General features: G+C 46.4%; 15 protein-coding genes. 9 read left to right on the forward strand and 6 right to left on the reverse strand.

The window, feature by feature from the left end; translation table 11 throughout:
* Positions 1-12: 12 nt before the first annotated feature.
* The 5 genes from NWE73_RS10665 to rfaE1 form a co-directional block, all read right to left on the reverse strand.
* Complete coding sequence (locus NWE73_RS10665) at positions 13-921, reverse strand: PfkB family carbohydrate kinase (RefSeq protein ID WP_277578308.1); 909 nt, start codon at positions 919-921, stop codon at positions 13-15.
* Positions 922-982: 61 nt separating this feature from the next.
* A complete protein-coding gene (gene rlmN / locus NWE73_RS10670; protein WP_277578309.1) occupies positions 983-2,257 on the reverse strand; it encodes a 23S rRNA (adenine(2503)-C(2))-methyltransferase RlmN in 1,275 nt (424 codons plus the stop codon).
* 260 nt (positions 2,258-2,517) lie between these two features.
* A complete protein-coding gene (locus NWE73_RS10675) occupies positions 2,518-3,597 on the reverse strand; it encodes a hypothetical protein (protein WP_277578310.1) in 1,080 nt (359 codons plus the stop codon).
* A gap of 182 nt (positions 3,598-3,779) precedes the next feature.
* A complete protein-coding gene (locus NWE73_RS10680) occupies positions 3,780-4,160 on the reverse strand; it encodes a DOPA 4,5-dioxygenase family protein (protein WP_277578311.1) in 381 nt (126 codons plus the stop codon).
* Between the two features lie 76 nt (positions 4,161-4,236).
* Positions 4,237-5,265: a D-glycero-beta-D-manno-heptose-7-phosphate kinase gene (gene rfaE1 / locus NWE73_RS10685; RefSeq protein ID WP_277578312.1), complete on the reverse strand. Its 1,029-nt coding sequence runs from the start codon at positions 5,263-5,265 to the stop codon at positions 4,237-4,239.
* A 104-nt stretch (positions 5,266-5,369) separates the two neighbouring features.
* Here rfaE1 and NWE73_RS10690 point away from each other — a divergent pair, with 104 nt between their 5' ends.
* The 4 genes from NWE73_RS10690 (at position 5,370) to NWE73_RS10705 (ending at position 9,027) form a co-directional block, all read left to right on the forward strand.
* Positions 5,370-6,299 carry an alpha-ketoglutarate-dependent dioxygenase AlkB gene (locus tag NWE73_RS10690; RefSeq protein ID WP_277578313.1) on the forward strand — a complete coding sequence of 310 codons (930 nt, stop codon included), beginning with the start codon at positions 5,370-5,372 and terminating at the stop codon, positions 6,297-6,299.
* Between the two features lie 96 nt (positions 6,300-6,395).
* Positions 6,396-7,127, forward strand: coding sequence for a type 2 periplasmic-binding domain-containing protein (locus NWE73_RS10695; protein ID WP_277578314.1), 732 nt, complete (start codon positions 6,396-6,398; stop codon positions 7,125-7,127).
* A gap of 153 nt (positions 7,128-7,280) precedes the next feature.
* A complete protein-coding gene (locus NWE73_RS10700) occupies positions 7,281-8,234 on the forward strand; it encodes a hypothetical protein (protein ID WP_277578315.1) in 954 nt (317 codons plus the stop codon).
* A 70-nt stretch (positions 8,235-8,304) separates the two neighbouring features.
* Positions 8,305-9,027, forward strand: coding sequence for a substrate-binding periplasmic protein (locus NWE73_RS10705; protein ID WP_277578316.1), 723 nt, complete (start codon positions 8,305-8,307; stop codon positions 9,025-9,027).
* Here the strand turns inward: NWE73_RS10705 and NWE73_RS10710 are convergent.
* Complete coding sequence (locus tag NWE73_RS10710) at positions 9,024-10,508, reverse strand: alpha/beta hydrolase family protein (RefSeq protein WP_277578317.1); 1,485 nt, start codon at positions 10,506-10,508, stop codon at positions 9,024-9,026. The genes NWE73_RS10705 and NWE73_RS10710 overlap by 4 nt on opposite strands.
* Before the next feature lie 345 nt (positions 10,509-10,853).
* On the opposite strand from NWE73_RS10710, the gene NWE73_RS10715 reads away from it, so the two are divergent.
* The 5 genes from NWE73_RS10715 to NWE73_RS10735 all read left to right on the forward strand — a co-directional run bounded on the left by NWE73_RS10715 (position 10,854) and on the right by NWE73_RS10735 (position 16,061).
* Complete coding sequence (locus tag NWE73_RS10715) at positions 10,854-12,152, forward strand: Glu/Leu/Phe/Val family dehydrogenase (RefSeq protein WP_277578318.1); 1,299 nt, start codon at positions 10,854-10,856, stop codon at positions 12,150-12,152.
* Between the two features lie 62 nt (positions 12,153-12,214).
* A complete protein-coding gene (locus tag NWE73_RS10720; protein WP_277578319.1) occupies positions 12,215-13,198 on the forward strand; it encodes a quinone-dependent dihydroorotate dehydrogenase in 984 nt (327 codons plus the stop codon).
* Complete coding sequence (gene mutT, locus NWE73_RS10725) at positions 13,185-13,694, forward strand: 8-oxo-dGTP diphosphatase MutT (RefSeq protein WP_277578320.1); 510 nt, start codon at positions 13,185-13,187, stop codon at positions 13,692-13,694. The genes NWE73_RS10720 and mutT overlap by 14 nt, the downstream gene beginning before the upstream one ends.
* Positions 13,682-14,797, forward strand: a complete 1,116-nt coding sequence (locus NWE73_RS10730; RefSeq protein ID WP_277578321.1) for a hypothetical protein — start codon at positions 13,682-13,684, stop codon at positions 14,795-14,797. Before mutT ends, NWE73_RS10730 begins: the two co-directional genes overlap by 13 nt.
* Before the next feature lie 4 nt (positions 14,798-14,801).
* Positions 14,802-16,061, forward strand: a complete 1,260-nt coding sequence (locus NWE73_RS10735; RefSeq protein WP_277578322.1) for a glycosyltransferase family 4 protein — start codon at positions 14,802-14,804, stop codon at positions 16,059-16,061.
* Positions 16,062-16,068: the final 7 nt, after the last annotated feature.

Here is a 16,068-nt window from a genome sequence, read left to right on the forward strand (position 1 = left end):
ACAATGACAAAACTAGATCGTGATCACTTTTTTGTAAGCTGTCAGACGTTTTTCCAAATCACCCAAAGTGACTTTTTCCAAAGCCTTCACAGAGAAATCCTGGATCGTATGGCTCGCCATCATAGAACCCATGATACAAGCTTGTTTCAAGTTTTCTACCGTCGGAACATTCTTTTGCGCAGCCAAGTAACCGAAGAAGCCACCTGCGAAAGTGTCACCGGCGCCAGTTGGATCGATCACTGTTGGAATCGGCATTGCTGGCAAGATGAAGTAACCTTCTTCTTTGGTGTACATAGCAAATCCATACTCACCACGTTTAATAACAACAGCAGAAGGACCCATCGCGGTGATCATCGGAGCCGCTGAAATTGCGTTCGCAGCGCCCGTCAGCATTTTTGCTTCACCTTCATTGATCAATACCAAGTTCACTTTTTTAACAACTTCAAGAAGGGCTTCCTTCTTGATAGAGATCCAGAAGTTCATCGTGTCCATGCCTACGAATTTAGGTTGTTTCACCTGCTCTAGAACTTGCAGTTGCAATTCAGGGGCGATATTTGCCAAGAACACGAAAGATGAATCTTTGAAATGCTCTGGCAATTGCGGATTGAAATCTGCAAACACGTTCAAATCCGTTTGCAAAGTCTTCGCCTCATTCATATCGCCTTCATAAGAACCAGCCCAGTGGAAAGTCTTTCCTGGAACCTTAGACAGACCCGCTAGATCAACACCGCGGTTGTTCAACATGTCGTAGTCTTTTTGCTCGTAGTCTTCACCAACTACACCAACCACGCGAACTTTAGAAAACAAAGAAGCCGCCAAAGAGAAGTAATTTGCAGAGCCGCCCAAGGCGCGATCTGCTTTTCCTGAAGGAGTTTGAATTGAATCGTAAGCAAGGCTTCCAACAACTAGAATTTCTGACATTTTAATAATCTCCGATTTTTTCTGCCTACACTCCGACTTCATCGGAGTAGGCTCTGTATAGTTATTGTTTAAGTTCGCTGTTTTCGCCAGCGTCTTCTGCTTCATAGCTTGCTGCATTGAGTGCCGCATTTTTCGCAGCGAATTCAAGCGCGTTTGCTGCCAACACTTCACGTTTGGACTTCGGCAAGCCCGCAAGCTTTGAATTCGAGATATCCATCGTCGCCGTGTTTTCTTTGTGCGTGCTGTTCAATTGACCACATGCTGCAAAAATATCGCGTCCCATTGAGCGTCTCAACAAGACATGCACACCCAAACGACTGAGCTCCGCATGGAAGGCTTCAATAGTCTCATCGGCTGGACGCTCGTAAGGCGAAGCCGGATGTTCATTGAAGGGAATGATATTGATCTTACAAGGAATATGACGAGTCAGTTTCGCCACTTGGCGTGCATGCTCCAACTGGTCTGTAACACCTTTAAGCAAAACGTACTCGAAAGTGATCTTCTCGCCGGTCTTGTCGGTATAGTCCTTACAAGCATCCAGCAAAGCTTTGGTGTTCCACTTTTTATTGATCGGCATCACTTGGGAGCGAATCTCATCATTTGGCGCATTCAAGCTGACGGCCAAGCGAACTTTGGCATCCGCAATACGCCACATCTCTGGAACGATCCCTGAAGTTGAAACTGTGATCTTCTTACGAGATAAATTAATACCCCAAGGAGAGTGAAGAACTTCAATCGTTTTAAACACCGCTTCTGGATTGTCGAGTGGCTCGCCCATCCCCATGAATACGATATTCGTGATGCGTTGACCTTCCTCAAGGCGGTCATGAACCTGCATGAATTGACCAACGATATCTTCTGTTCTTAATCTGCGCTTAAGTTTTTGTTTTCCAGTGAAACAGAATTTACAACCAATGTTGCAACCCACCTCAGATGAAATACACAATGTCAGACGGCCCTCGGAAGGAATCACCACGGACTCAACTGTGAGATTGTCACCCACATCAAACAGGAATTTTTGCGTTCCATCCACGGACTTCAAATGAGTGACGACTTTAGGAAGGTCAAATGAAAGAAGCTTCGGCAACTCAGCACGGAAATCTTTAGAAAGATTTGTCATCTGTTCAACGTCAGTCACACGTTGCTCAAAAACCCATTTGAAAATCTGTTGAGCGCGGAATTGCTCTTTGCCTTTACCTTTGAGGTAAGCTTTCAAATCTTCAAGTGTCAGAGAATAGAAATTAGTGGGTTTGTTTTCGAGAGGCTTTGCGACGTTGTCGTCAGCATAGTTCACTGGGGCAGTAGAAATGAGGTCGATACCGTCATTCAATTCCATTAAGGGCTCCTTGGCTTATTACAGCCGTGCTTGTTACAGCTGGGTTCTTAGCGCCCGATCTGGCCAACTGATTTGGCCGGCTGATCTGGCAGCTTGATCCCGTTTGGTTAAGGATTATGTGTGGCGAGTTTGTAGCATAGGAGAGCCGGATAGCCTAGCAATTCCATTGATTTAGGGTCTTTAAAAGGAAAAACCCCACCAAACTGAATTGGCAGGGTTTAAAATCGTGGAAAAAATGCCTGACTGTCTACTGCTTGGCTCTAGAGAAGAGCTTTTTGGCAGGTCACTAAAGACCCTCTATTGAAGGCAATGTTTCTTAAAGCGGAAACAATATTGTCCTTCACCATACGCAGTGCCGGGAAAGACGCCTTCAGACCTTCCGTGCGGAAAAGGTAATAGCGAGTGGCTTCATCCTGATAAACCAAAAGAATCCCGATTCCTGGAGGGAACGACAATCCTGTTGAAGCCGCCCAACCGAACTGATGCGAACCTTGACGGAAAACTCCCGTCGCGCCGCCATACATGGTGGTGTTCTTCTGAGACATAAAGGCGCCCTCGCGCTTTTCAAATACCAAACCGTAAGTTCCCGCGGCAGAAACCTCCACGATACCAGTGAGAGTTTTCTTTAGTTTCTCTACATCGACAAAAACTTCGAAGACAAATTTTGATTTATTATTCGCATCGACTTTACGGGCGAAGCCCGCACCAAGACCCAACATATAATAAAAACCACCGGATTTAGGAATGAAAGAACCGATGCTTCGTTTATGCAAGGCTTCCATCACTTTCTGCGGCAACGCCAAGCCACCAGAAATAGAGAACATCATCGAACCGCCCTTCACGTTACTGCGCGAAACTACGTGGGAACTCTCATAGAAGCGGCCATTGAGCTCATTCAAAGCTTTGTTGATTTTTGCGGGACCAACTCGGAAGAAAGCTAAGACTTTTGCGAACTTCCCAAGAAAGGCTTTTTTCTTGGCCAAAAAGGATGCGACTTCGCTATCCGAAAGCTGCAAAAGCTTCTCAAGTTCCGCCTCTGTTCTGGGACCTTCAAATTCATACAGTACATCTTTTGGAATTTCAGTATTCATCTCAGCGCGGGCTTTTTTAACAAAGCGTTCGCGGTTGAATTCTTTATCAACTTCAGTGACTTCAGAAGGATCAAATTTTACCTGAATCTCATCCGCCATCTCTGTCATCAGAGGGGGCGCCTGCTGACTTTGTACCGTCTCCTTGTTTTCGAAAATCAATAGATTGGCATCGTCTTCTGCAAAAGCCGAAAAACCAGTAAAGATCACGGAAGTCACAAGACTCAAACGAAGTAGATTGGAAAATTTCATGGGGTACTCCTTCACTGGCATAAATAGCAACGAATGCACCAGTCCCAGAGTGAGACACTTGCAGTAAATTTGAATTGAAAGAGAATTCAATGAAGATAAGGATCTTTTAACTTTCGCGAAGACTCACGAAGTTAACACTTAACAATTTTGGGCAGTCACCCCAGCAGGAGATCAGAGTATTTCTAAAAGACAGAATACTTCAATTCGACCTGAGGCCCCAACCATAATGCCGCCTGGGTGTGATCATAGAGATCATCACCTGTCAGCTCATGAACCAGCACAGACAAACTTCCACGTTCCCGCATCAGCCACAGAACCACGTCCGTAAACACCTCTTTGGGAAAATTCATTTCAAACATCGGAATAGGATGAGGGCCGATACCTGTGGGGATCATATCTCCCGTGAACACACGCCGACCTGCAAACGCAGCAATTGCTTTTTCGCGAAGGTTCTCCGCAAAAGCACGAGAGCTTTCATCAAAATAAATATGCGCATCGAACTCACGAGGAAAACCCTCGGGAAGAAGCTGTGAATTTACTTTGAAATTTCTCTCTTGAGTCATGTCCGATCCTTTCAAGAAACAAAGGCCTCATTGCTGAGGCCTAACACTTCATACTAATAAAAATTTCGGTGTACCTTTAGTGGACGGTGTTGATGTATTCGATGAGTTCCGGGATTTCGCATGGAACGCAGCCGACTTTGCCGACGACGACGCCTGCGGCGTTGTTAGCGAGCATGCAGCTTTGTACCAGAGAAAGACCAGAGACCAAACCAAGTGCCAAGGCTGCGATAACGGTGTCGCCAGCACCTGTGACGTCGAATACTTTTTGAGCGTAGGTTGGAACTTCCGTGATCTGATCACCAGAGAAAATAGTCATACCGTCTTTTCCACGGGTCAGAACCACTTCCTTGGCGCCTGTGATTTTTTGTAAAGCACGCCCCACTTCAACAACTTTATTGGGATTGCCTTTTAGATCGTCAAAATCCATTCCTGTAAGCACAACGGCTTCATCGTAATTTGGCTTGATCAAATCAACGCCTTGATAGAAGGCCCCTTGATTATTACGGTGTGGATCGACCATCAGTTTTTTATTGGCTTTTTTGCAGATCGCAGAAACTTTCTCGACCACATTTCGGGAAATCACACCTTTGGCGTAGTCCTCGATAATTACGCAATCAGCTTGCGCGACGTTTTTTTCCACAGTCGCAATCAAACGTGCTTCGGCTTCCTCAGAAAGATATTTTCTGAGTTCATAGTCCACGCGAACCAAGTGATGGTGTTTGGCCATCACACGGGTCTTGCGCGTAGTGGGACGAGCTTTATCGACAATCATGTAGTCCCAGCTGACGCCATTTTTAATGCAGAGTTCTTTAAGAAGATTTGCTCCAGTGTCATCACCAACAACTGAAACCATCATCGGGTAGCCACCAAGACTGGCCACGTTTTGCGCCACATTGGCCGCCAGGCCTAAACGCATGTCTTCTTCTTCAACTTCCAAAACTGGAACGGGAGCTTCCGGGCTGATGCGACGAACCTGCCCCATCACGTATTCATCCAAACCGACGTCACCGATAATGAGGATCTTTTTACCTTTAAGTGCGGGGATTTGGTTGATCAAAAGCTGTTTTTCTTGAGGACCTAGATGGGCCTGTACGGGTGTTGTCATTTTTTCATCCTCCCTAGGCTCATTTCTAGCCGAAGCCGCCCCCGCTGTCATCCCCTAACATCGCGGACTTGGCCTTAGCTGGGGCCTATGATAGAACCGCTCTCATGTTTAAATCCAAAGCAAAATTCTCAGGCAACAAACCGGCCGCCCCTAAGAGCGGTCCAAAAAATCGCCCCGTCAATGGCGGGCGTCCCCTTTCCAGCCGAGCCCAAGAAGATAAATCCGCTCCGAACGCTTTGATTTACAAACCCAACTACATTTCGGCCCGCGAAAAAGAAGAGATTTTCAACTACCTCAATACGCTTTATCCAATTTGGGAAATGCGCTATTCGAAAAACAATCCGCCGCCAGAGAATCAAAAACAACGTCCTCTTTTGCGCCCGGTTTACTGGCTGGGAAATTGGCAATTTGCTTGTTTGAACTACTATCATCCTCCAAAAGGCATCTTTAATCGCTGTGTCGCGGCTGAAGGCTTTCCACCTATTTTGGAATACCTGATTCAAAAATTTGAAGAAATGGTGCATGCGCACTATGAGCCTCGCGATATTCCTCGCGGCTGGCATCTGAATACTTGCCTGATCAATTACTACGGTGACCAGATCCAAGACGATGGAAAAAAATTGGATTGCGCTCGCGTTGGCGAGCACAAAGATTTCGAACCCGGACCGGTGGCCTCAATTTCTTTCGGTGAACGCGCCTTGTTCCAATTTGTCTCCAGCCAGGGAACTGAAAGCAAATCCAATGTCGTTGTTCAACAATGGCTGGAAGACAGTTCACTGCAGATCTTCGCTGGTGATAAATTCAAAAAACATTTATTCCACCGTGTCCAACGAGTGGACAGAAAAGAAGACTCTCATTTTAAGCTCAACGAGATTTCAAATTTTGAAACTCGCAGAATTAATTTTACCTTCCGATACGTTCCCGACGAGCACATTGTTCCCTTTGCGCGATTACCCGAAGAAGCGAAGGAAGACGTGCGTGGTTACATGGAAAAGCTTGCAGAGCATTCTGAGTATTTCAAAACGCAGATCTAGGTCCAAAATGTGAAATACAATATGACCTTTGCTGTTCAGCACCACTAAGTCACAATTCCACTTGCTCTTTAGTGTGAGCACCTTCGTAATAAAAGAATGAGCCTTCACCGTTTTTTAACTAGTTTCGTAGTCACCATTTTGCTTTTTGGCAGCAACTCTCGCGCTGAAGCCTTGACTCTAAAAATCGCCATGCAAGAAGGATTCGATAAGATTTCCGCGATCAAAGAAGTACAAAACTTTGTAACTCTCGCCCTGGAGTCGGAAGGCATCCACGTTACATTCCGATCCCTCCCCTTAGCTCGATCTGTAGCCTTGGTAAATAAAGGCGAACTGGACGGCGAGCTGATTCGCGCTGCCAACATTGTCGAGCAAAGTCCCAACTTGATTTTAACTTCAAAACCCTTGGGCTACGCCGACTATCATATCCTTTACTCAGAGAAGAACACCAATTTCAACCAGCATCAGCTCAAGTCCTACAAGGGGTTGGTCCTCCTTAACAGTACGACTGTAAAAGATGAGCTTCGCAAACGAGATCTTAAAGTCGACGAAGCTCCCAGTCTTGAACAGGGCATACAGATGGTGAATTCAGGCCGCGCTGATTATATTATTCTCGCCGCCCCGATCATTGCCGCCATCAGGGACACCCAGCCACAGCTCTTCGTGAATCTAAAGACATCAACCGAAATGTTTCAACGCATTCCTTTGTATTTTTGCCTGAACAAGAAGTACAAAAACCTCATGCCCAAAATTGAAAAGTCTTTTTCTCGCCAAGCGAAAAAGAAGAACAACTACAAGTACATCAATACCTTCATAAATCCCAACCTCTAAACACTAAATAGTTCTGTCCCTTTACGGCACCTGTAAAGATCTTAGGCACAGCCAGGACTTTCAAATCAAAGCAAAGCTTTCAGGAAATGGCACAGGCCTCGCATAATGAAATGACCCCAAAAGTTTCGTTGCGACTGAAAGAGGAAAATGATTATGAAAATCAGGCTAGTCATTACATCACTTATTTTATGCGTGAGTTACACGGGCCCTGCCCATGCAGCCTCCCCAGCTCCGCTTCCGGACTCTTCTATTTATCGCGTCTTCCCATCCATTCGCTTTATTGAAGGTGCCGATCTGGATCTATTTAGGGAAACCTATGCGCGCTCTATAGGCCAACAACGAGCTGAGTACGTCAACCAAGCCACCAGCTTGATGATGGTAGGGGCTGGCGGCACTGAGGCCGCAAAAATGTTGATCGCCTTTGATCAACACATCTTGAACCTGCGCAAACAGGGCCGCGCCCAATTGGGTACCACTTTGGAAGCCGTCTTTAAGGCACGTCTGGATGAATTCTATCGCTATTTCCAGCCTCAGATTCAAAAGTTGCAATTTGCCAATATGGGTTCCGCCCAATCAAATTATGACATGGCTATTTACGGTGTTTATTCAGTTAACTCCAACCGCAAACCCGGCTTACAAATTACTGTCACGGTACTGAATCTACGTACGGGGCTTGAACAAAATTTCGTCGCCAGCGGCGAAGGTGTGACGGCAACGCAAGACCTGGCTGGCCAAGTTTTCCACGAATATCAAAGCACAAAATTCCCCTCTTCATTAAAACTAATGGGCAAATCCATTGAGCTTGTCACCAAAGGCATGATCAACCGTCCATCCACGGCGAAGATGAAAGATCTCAATCAGGAAGCTTCTTGGGTCTGCGACAGCTACAATGCTCATCTTCCAAGTGAAGATGACTTGCGCGCCCTTGGCGGCTTGGGCGACTACCGCGGCGGCATCACAATTGGCAAATCCGGTGAGGAAAATGCTCATTGGGCTCTTGCCGGAGGAAGAGTGTATGTTTCTTCTGGTGGCTGGACCGCTCCAGATACCAACGTCAACCCGGCTGCTTTTTTAAACTACATTTGTGTTCGCGGCGGCAGCCGCTAGCACTAGCAGACATGTGTGATTACAGAGCCTTTTATCTTGCCCTTTAAATTTCTTGAGAGGCTAATAAGCCATGACTTGTCGGCTTCTCATCTGGGTTATTTTGCTTCTCAGCAGTCCTAGCTGGGCTGACGGCATTCATTTGAAAATTGCTGTCCAGGAGGGTTACGACAAACTCTTAGTAATCCAAGAGCTCGAGGACTTCTTTGTCCAGTCCCTAAAGCGCGAAGGGATCACCGTCTCTTTTACGCCGCTTCCTTTAGGAAGATCCTCTTCACTTGTCAGCAAAGGGACACTCGATGGTGAACTTATCCGAAGCGAGCTCGTCGCTCAAAACTATCCGAACATTATTATTTCCTCTAAACCCTTAGGCTTTATCGAGTATCACATTCTCTACAAAATTAAGAACACAACAATCAACGAAGACCAGCTGAATAAATCCAGAGGACTGGTTATCTTAAACACTTTGACAGTTAAAGAAGATCTCAAACGTCGTGACCTTGGCGCCGAAGAGATCTCGAGCATTGAGCAAGGCCTTCAGATGTTAAAATCGGGAAGAGCTGACTATCTTATATTACCCGATCCAATCATTGCCTCACTGAAAATTTCCTCGCCCAAAACCTTTGTGGATGTTCGCATCGGGAAACAATATTTTCAAAAAGTTCCGCTTTATTTTTGTTTGAACAAAAAGCATCTGGAGCTCTTACCCAAAATAGAAAAGGCTCTTTCAAAGAGCCTTCAGGAAAAGTCCAAAGAGTACAAACTCCTCTATGATTTTTTCAACCCAAATTTTTAAAGGGCCACCGGCCAGGTGACTTTCAAACTGGCCTTGGCGGAATTTTGCATCAAACTCACACGCAAGTTTTGATTTAGCCAGCGCACAATCATTTCTTTCTCGGAAAGTGTCAGATCTTTATTGAGGAAACGGAAATCGAACTCAGACAAAGGCAGACTGAGATTCATACTGCGATCGTCTTTCTTCCCATTCGTCATTTTAATTTCCAAACGAACGAACTTCTGATCCTTAGCAGGCTCTCTCACCTCAAAGTTCGTCACAACCGGACCTTCGAAGAATCCTTTCCACTCATCATCACTCAAATCCACAGTTAAGTTCCGCTCTTTCAAATGAAACCCCGGCGAGTGGGAAAGAACATAAGATTGAAACACCGTCGTCAGAGCTTTCCAGTCGTAAGGAACCGGCAAAGTACAATGGTAACCTTGCGGAAGCTCCACCACTTTGACATTCTTGCTGCCGATTTTAAGTTTTTTATTGGCGATATTTTGAGAGTTCATCTCAAAGGGAACCAAAGGGTCTTGTGAGGTCGCCAGGATCATGACAGGTTCTTGCACATCATTGTAGGACTTCCAGAAGTCATTCAGGGCCCAGAACTCAGCTCCGTCTTTCATACCCGGTGGCAACTTCACATTGGAAATATAAGACAGACCGCCGTGATAATTTCTGACTACTTCCGAAATTGCCTTGGTCAGGAAACTGAAACTTTCGTATTGCACCAAGGATGGCAACTTCTGATCCAGTCCACTCAAGCGACGACGGCTCCACAAATCAACAAAGGCCGACTTCACCCCACTTTGCGTGAGATTTTGCATGGTCTCCTGCAAATGGACGACCGGGCAAAATGCCAAAGAGCTTTGGATAAGTGGATAGTTCGCAGGAGAATTATATTTACTCAGCAAAGAAGAGAAAAGAACCCCGTGCCCACCAAGACTGACACCGAACATATGAACGCTGTCGACAACTTTTGAAAGTGGTTCATTGGAATCACGAAGCATTCTGGCCAGTAAGAGATTCTGAATCCCTTCATCATAGCCACCAAATGAAAACTGATTATTATCGGCAACAAAATCACCGCTGGTCATATTTTCCAGGACCAACACGTTAAATGGCGACTGTTCAAAGAGCATCATAAGCCAAGCACGTTCCGGCCGGAAATCCTCGACACTCGAAAAGATTCCCAAACGCATAATCACGAAGGGACGACGTTTAAAGTCGCCCTTTAAGCCCAGCAATCCTTTAAGACGCACATTTCCTGGAAGATTCACAACCACTCGACGCAAAAACGGATGCCCTTGCGGGTTGTAGTTCATGGTCATCATTTTTCGCAAGTTCACAAGTCCGCTGTTATCACCGGTCTCAAGTTCTGTGCGACATTCCTGAAAATATTTTTGTACCAGTGCCCCTTGAATTTGTGCGGAGCTTTTCACGCGAGCATCCAGCATGCGGGCCTGCCAGACATTTGGATTGCATGAGGTGGACATGGCCTTGCCCAGACCGGTCGGTGTCCAGCCTAAGACGCTTTCAAACAGAAAATTGAGGGTTGTCGGATAACGCCCGGGGCTATTTGCAAGGATGGGCGAATCTTCCGGCGGGAACCAAATCCGCGAGCTTTGAAATTGCTCCATAAAGGTCTGTTGTGGCGTCTGATTACTTAAAGCAGAGGCCGAAAAGGTCAAAAAAGTAAGACTGATAGAGAGCAAACAAGACCGAAGCATAGGCCTTCATAGTGGCCAAAAAGAACCACCGAGTCATCACCTTTTTCCTGAGTGACACTGAGTATTTACTTAATTAAAATTCGACAGTGTATTTTTAAGGAGACATATATCATGGAAGCCCCTCACGGATCAAAAAACGGATCACAAATAGAACCTCTTTATGATGGCCCATTGTTTAGAAATGCCATTCAAACTCTCGATGAAGCAGCTAAGCTGATTAACTGCGACCCGAACGTTCTTGAAAGATTAAAACGTCCACGTCGTTGCATCACAGTTTCTGTACCGGTACGTATGGACGACTACTCTGTGAAAGTTTTCACAGGCTACCGTGTTCAGTACTCTCCAACTTTGGGCCCCTACAAAGGTGGCATCCGTTATCACCAAAACGTAGACCTTCAAGAAGTTGTCGGCCTTGCCGCTTTGATGACTTTCAAAAACTCTGTTCTAGGTCTTCCATTGGGTGGAGCTAAAGGTGGTATCACAGTTGATCCAACCAAGCTTTCCCGTACTGAAAAACAAAACCTGACTCGTCGTTATGCTTCTGAAATTGGACCTTTCGTTGGACCAACTAAAGATATTCCAGCTCCAGACGTGGGCACTGATCCACAAACGATGGCTTGGTTCATGGATACTTACTCTCAAGAACAAGGTGGCTTCGCACAACCTGGCGTGGTGACTGGTAAACCGGTTGAAATCGGTGGTTCTTTGGGCCGTAACCATGCAACGGGCTTGGGTGTTGTTTACGTGGCTGAAAAAGCTTTCGAAGTGAACAAAATGAGCTTGAAAGGCGCAACGATTGCAATCCAAGGATTCGGCAACGTGGGTTCTTTCGCAGCTAAGTTCGCGCATGAGCGCGGTGCTCGCATCGTTGCCGTCAGCGACGTTTCTGGTGGTATCTTCAACGGCGACGGCTTGGATATCCCTGAAGTTCTTGAGTACATCAAAGCTCACAAATTCCTGAAGGGCTACCCTAAAGCAACTCCAATCAGCAATGAAGATTTGCTTGAAGTTAAATGTGATGCTTTGTTCCCGTGCGCTCTTGAAAATCAAATCGACACGCACAACGCTGAAAAAATCCAAGCGAAAATCATCGTTGAAGGTGCGAACGGACCTGTAACAAATGCAGCGACAAAAATCCTTACAAAACGTGGCGTTTACATCGCTCCAGACGTTATTGCTAACGGTGGCGGCGTGATCGTTTCTTACTTTGAATGGGTTCAAGATACGATGGCTTTGTTCTGGGACGAAGACGAAGTGAACGGTCGTTTGAAAACGATCATCACAAAAGCTTTCGACAAAGGTCACTCTTTTGCGACTGAGAAAAACGTCGACATGAGATCTGCTGCGATGGCGGTTTCAGTTCAACGCCTTGAGAAAGCGATGCTTCTCAGAGGTTTGTACCCAAGATAATGTTTCCCAGAAAAGGCGGTGCAAACCGCCTTTTCTTTTTTTGCCAGCTGTACGGAGTATTCATGCGTCCTTGGCTTTTACTACCACCTCAATGGGCTCACGATCTTATCCCTCTCACACTTCCCTTTATTTCGATGGCTTACGGAAGAAAAATTCCGGAATGGAATAGCTTCACATGGCGGGATATGACTTTTGCAAATCCAGTAGGAATTGCAGGAGGAGTGGATAAGAATGCAGAACATCTAAAGGACTGGTGGCGCCTTGGTTGCGGTTTTGTCGAGGTCGGCACGGTCACTCCCCTCGCACAGGATCCCAATCCTGGAAAAATCATGGACCGCGATAAATCACTTCAGGCGATGTGGAATAAAATGGGTTTTCCCAGCCATGGCGCTGACGAAGTTTTCTATAATCTTGCTGCTTATGCCCCCCGATTTCGCACTACTGTTTTTGTGAATATCGGAAAGAATCGGACGACTCCGAACAACGAGGCCGTCCAAGACTATTTGACCCTCGTCGATAAGTTTCGTCCATTTGCCGATGCCTTTGTTGTGAATGTTTCCAGCCCAAATACTCAGGGACTTCGCGAACTTCAGAACAAAGACAACCTTCGCAATCTTTTGGGTCCCATCATCGACAGAGTTTCACACTTTGAGCCGACTCCGGTTTTGGTGAAGTTGAGTCCTGACATGGGCGATGATGCCCTGGCCGAAGCGATCACTCATTGTCATGAATTGGGTGTCGATGGCTTCGTTTTGACAAATACCACACTTTCAAGGCCTCCCGGCTGCCACTTCCCCGCAGAAGGGGGACTTTCTGGAGCCCCTTTAAAGCACCTCTCTCAACGCGCCTTGCAAATTGCTGTGCAAATTTTAGGCAAAAATAAAGATGAGAAGCTGCTGGTGAGTGCTGGTGGCATTATGAGTCCGGATGATGTCTTTGAAAGATTGCAAATGGGCGCCAATCTTGTTCAAATTTATTCTGCACTCGTGTTCTATGGTCCCGGTTTTTTCCACGAGGTAGCAAGAAAGCATCATGAGCGACAATAAGCTTTCCTCCGGCGGAGCCGGAGGGCAAACCAGCCCCAGCGAAGCTGGAGTGCAAACAGGTCAGCCAAAGAAATCCAAGATCCGCAAAGGTCATTGGATTCCTGTGGTTGCAGGCTTCTTGCGTAAAGATGGTAAAATTCTGGTCGGCCAAAGACCTGAAAATAACTCCTTAGCTGGCCAATGGGAATTTCCCGGTGGAAAGATTGAAAACGGGGAAACGCCTGAGTTCGCTCTCGCAAGAGAATTAAATGAAGAACTGGGTATCGAAGCCGAAGTCGGGGAACTCAAACTCGCCTGCACTCATTCATACGGGGACGTAGGGATTCTCATATTGTTCTATGAGATCATTTACTGGAAAGGTGAACCTCGCGCCAAACATCACATGATGCTTGAGTGGATTCACCCAGAAGAACTCAAGCATCGCAATATTCCAGAAGCGAACCGCAAGATACTTGATCGCATCTATAAAGCCTTAGGGATTGAATGGCGAAAATAATTCTTGTAAGCAAAAATATCACGGCCACTTCTTGGCAATTGGCGCAGGCTCTGCGCAGCCAGCAACATGAGGTCGTGATTCTTACAAGCAGAGGTGAAGAGCCTCTGGGCCACCTGCACGGCATCGAATTCATGGCATATTTCAGAAGATGGAACTTTGTCGAAGGCCTTAAAATCATTCCAGGTCTTTTCGGATTGCAACCGCAAATCTTACATATCGTTCTGGATGAAGACCGCATGAATGCGGCACAAATCGTTCTTTCGACTTTTGCAAAATCTCATCCTGCTTGTGTTCTGACGACTTCCCTTTTGAATATTCGCTATGGACTTCGCCGCAGCAACCCGGTTCGCTATTTGGTTGAAGAAAGCGATATCATCACCTGCCCGACGGTCGAAGCATTGGGACAGTTGCGCGGACTAAATGTTCGCTCCAACAGCCAAGGACGAGGGATTTTACCTCCGGCCTTGGATTTCCGTCATGATACTCTTTCTGAAATCTATGCCGATGGCAGTGACGCCCGATTGATCGCAGATTTGGCTGACAATGACTATTTTGTCGTCCCTTTCCGTGAGACTCGTTTTAATCCTGACTCGGAAAATCTCATGCGCATCCGAACTCTCGCGCAAAAGCACAAAGTGGCTCTGTGGGGATCTTATTCTCATTGGCCTTTGCGCGATCGTAAGAAGTTTGCGGCCTGGATGGCCAAATTCGATTGCGAGCACCGTTGGGTTGTGACCGGTTCTATGCCGCCTCACCTTTCGAAAATTTTGTTAGAGCGTGCAACAGCTTTTGTTTTAGCGGGGCAGAAATTCACGCCGGTTGAAATGACTGAATACTATATGCGCGCCATTCAGTCTCAAGCGGTCATGATTCTGGATTCCCGCCAGACCAGTATTCACTCTGATCTTTGGAAAAACGCGGTAAACTGCTGGGTCCTGAATCACGAACACACGCAAAGAGATTTGGTAAAGCTGCTTTCCAGACCTCACCTTCGTCTGCCTGAAGTCATGTCTGAACAAAGAGCTCAGGGCAGCCATCTGATTGATTCGTCCTTAAATGAACTCAATCGTCTGTACAACAAGGCCTTGTCTCATCTAAGATAAGTTCATGCTTGCGAAGTCGAAACTTCCAGAGAAATTAAATATCTGCCTGACCTCCGCCCGTTTCCCGATATTAAGTCGTGCGACGGACCATGGATTTTTATGGCCTATTGCTCGCGGCTTGGCTCGCGAAGGACATAAGGTCACGGTGCTTTCGACCACTTCATTCTTGAAAAAACCTGAAGTGATTCGCGACGGCGTGCGCGTTCTTTATCTTCACGAAGGTGCCAAGAATCTTTCTCATATGAGCTTCCAAATTGCAGTTCGGCAGAAGTTTGCACAACTTCATAAAGAAGAACCTTTTCACCTGGTTCATAGCATCGATAGATCGGGTTACCGCATTGGCAATCGCAAAAAAGATTTCAAAATCGCGATGGCTTATGATGTGGAAGCCACTCAGATGTCACAGCTTTTTGCGATCTTAGCAATGAAGCGCGAAACCTTGGGAAGCATGCTGACCACGGCGATCGCAACCGCTTATAAATTCCTGACAACTTATTATGGTGGCGACCGCCAGCTTCTTTCGACGGCCGACGGGATCTTTGTTACCAATCCTCAGCAAAGAATCATTCTGGAAAGATATTATCTTTATCCTGACTTTCACACTTACACGGTTCCTTATGGAATTGAACTGGGTGACTTGTCGCCTAAAGAGAAGTCTTTGGAACTTCGTAAAAAGCTGGGTCTGCCGGAAAATTCCCATGTCGCGGTTACAATCAGCGATATGACAGAGGTTCAAGAACTTCTTCCGCTTTTAAAGGCCTTTGAGAAGGTGGCGATTAAAAAGCCCAACAGCTATTTGATCATCGTCGGCAACGGACCCAAGTTTAAAAATGTGGAGTTCGAAGTCCTCAATCTGGCTCTTGGCAATCGAGTCATCCTAACGGGCGCAGTTCCAGCCCCCGAAATCGAAGACTATATTGTCTTGGGCGATGTTTTCGTAAACATGAGTTCCCGCACAACAGGCTTTGAACCCTCCACTTTGGAAGCCATGGCGCAGAAAAAAGTGGTTATGGGGTCTGAAGTGTCGCCTATTGCCAACATTATTGAAGATGGCAGAGACGGTTTCTTGCTTCGCCCGGCCGACGTGGACTCCATGAGCAACCTCTTGGTTGAGATCTTTTCAGGCACCATGCCTGCGGACGAAATCGGCGAAAGAGCCCGTCAACGCGTCGTAGACCTGTTTGACACCCCAAAACTGGTCCAGTCCGTGCTCGATGCCTACCGAAAAATACTGCTCAACACCGGAATGTATAAGAAGCATTGAGTTAAAG

It is taken from the genome of Bdellovibrio svalbardensis, from assembly GCF_029531655.1.
Lineage (GTDB): Bacteria > Bdellovibrionota > Bdellovibrionia > Bdellovibrionales > Bdellovibrionaceae > Bdellovibrio > Bdellovibrio svalbardensis.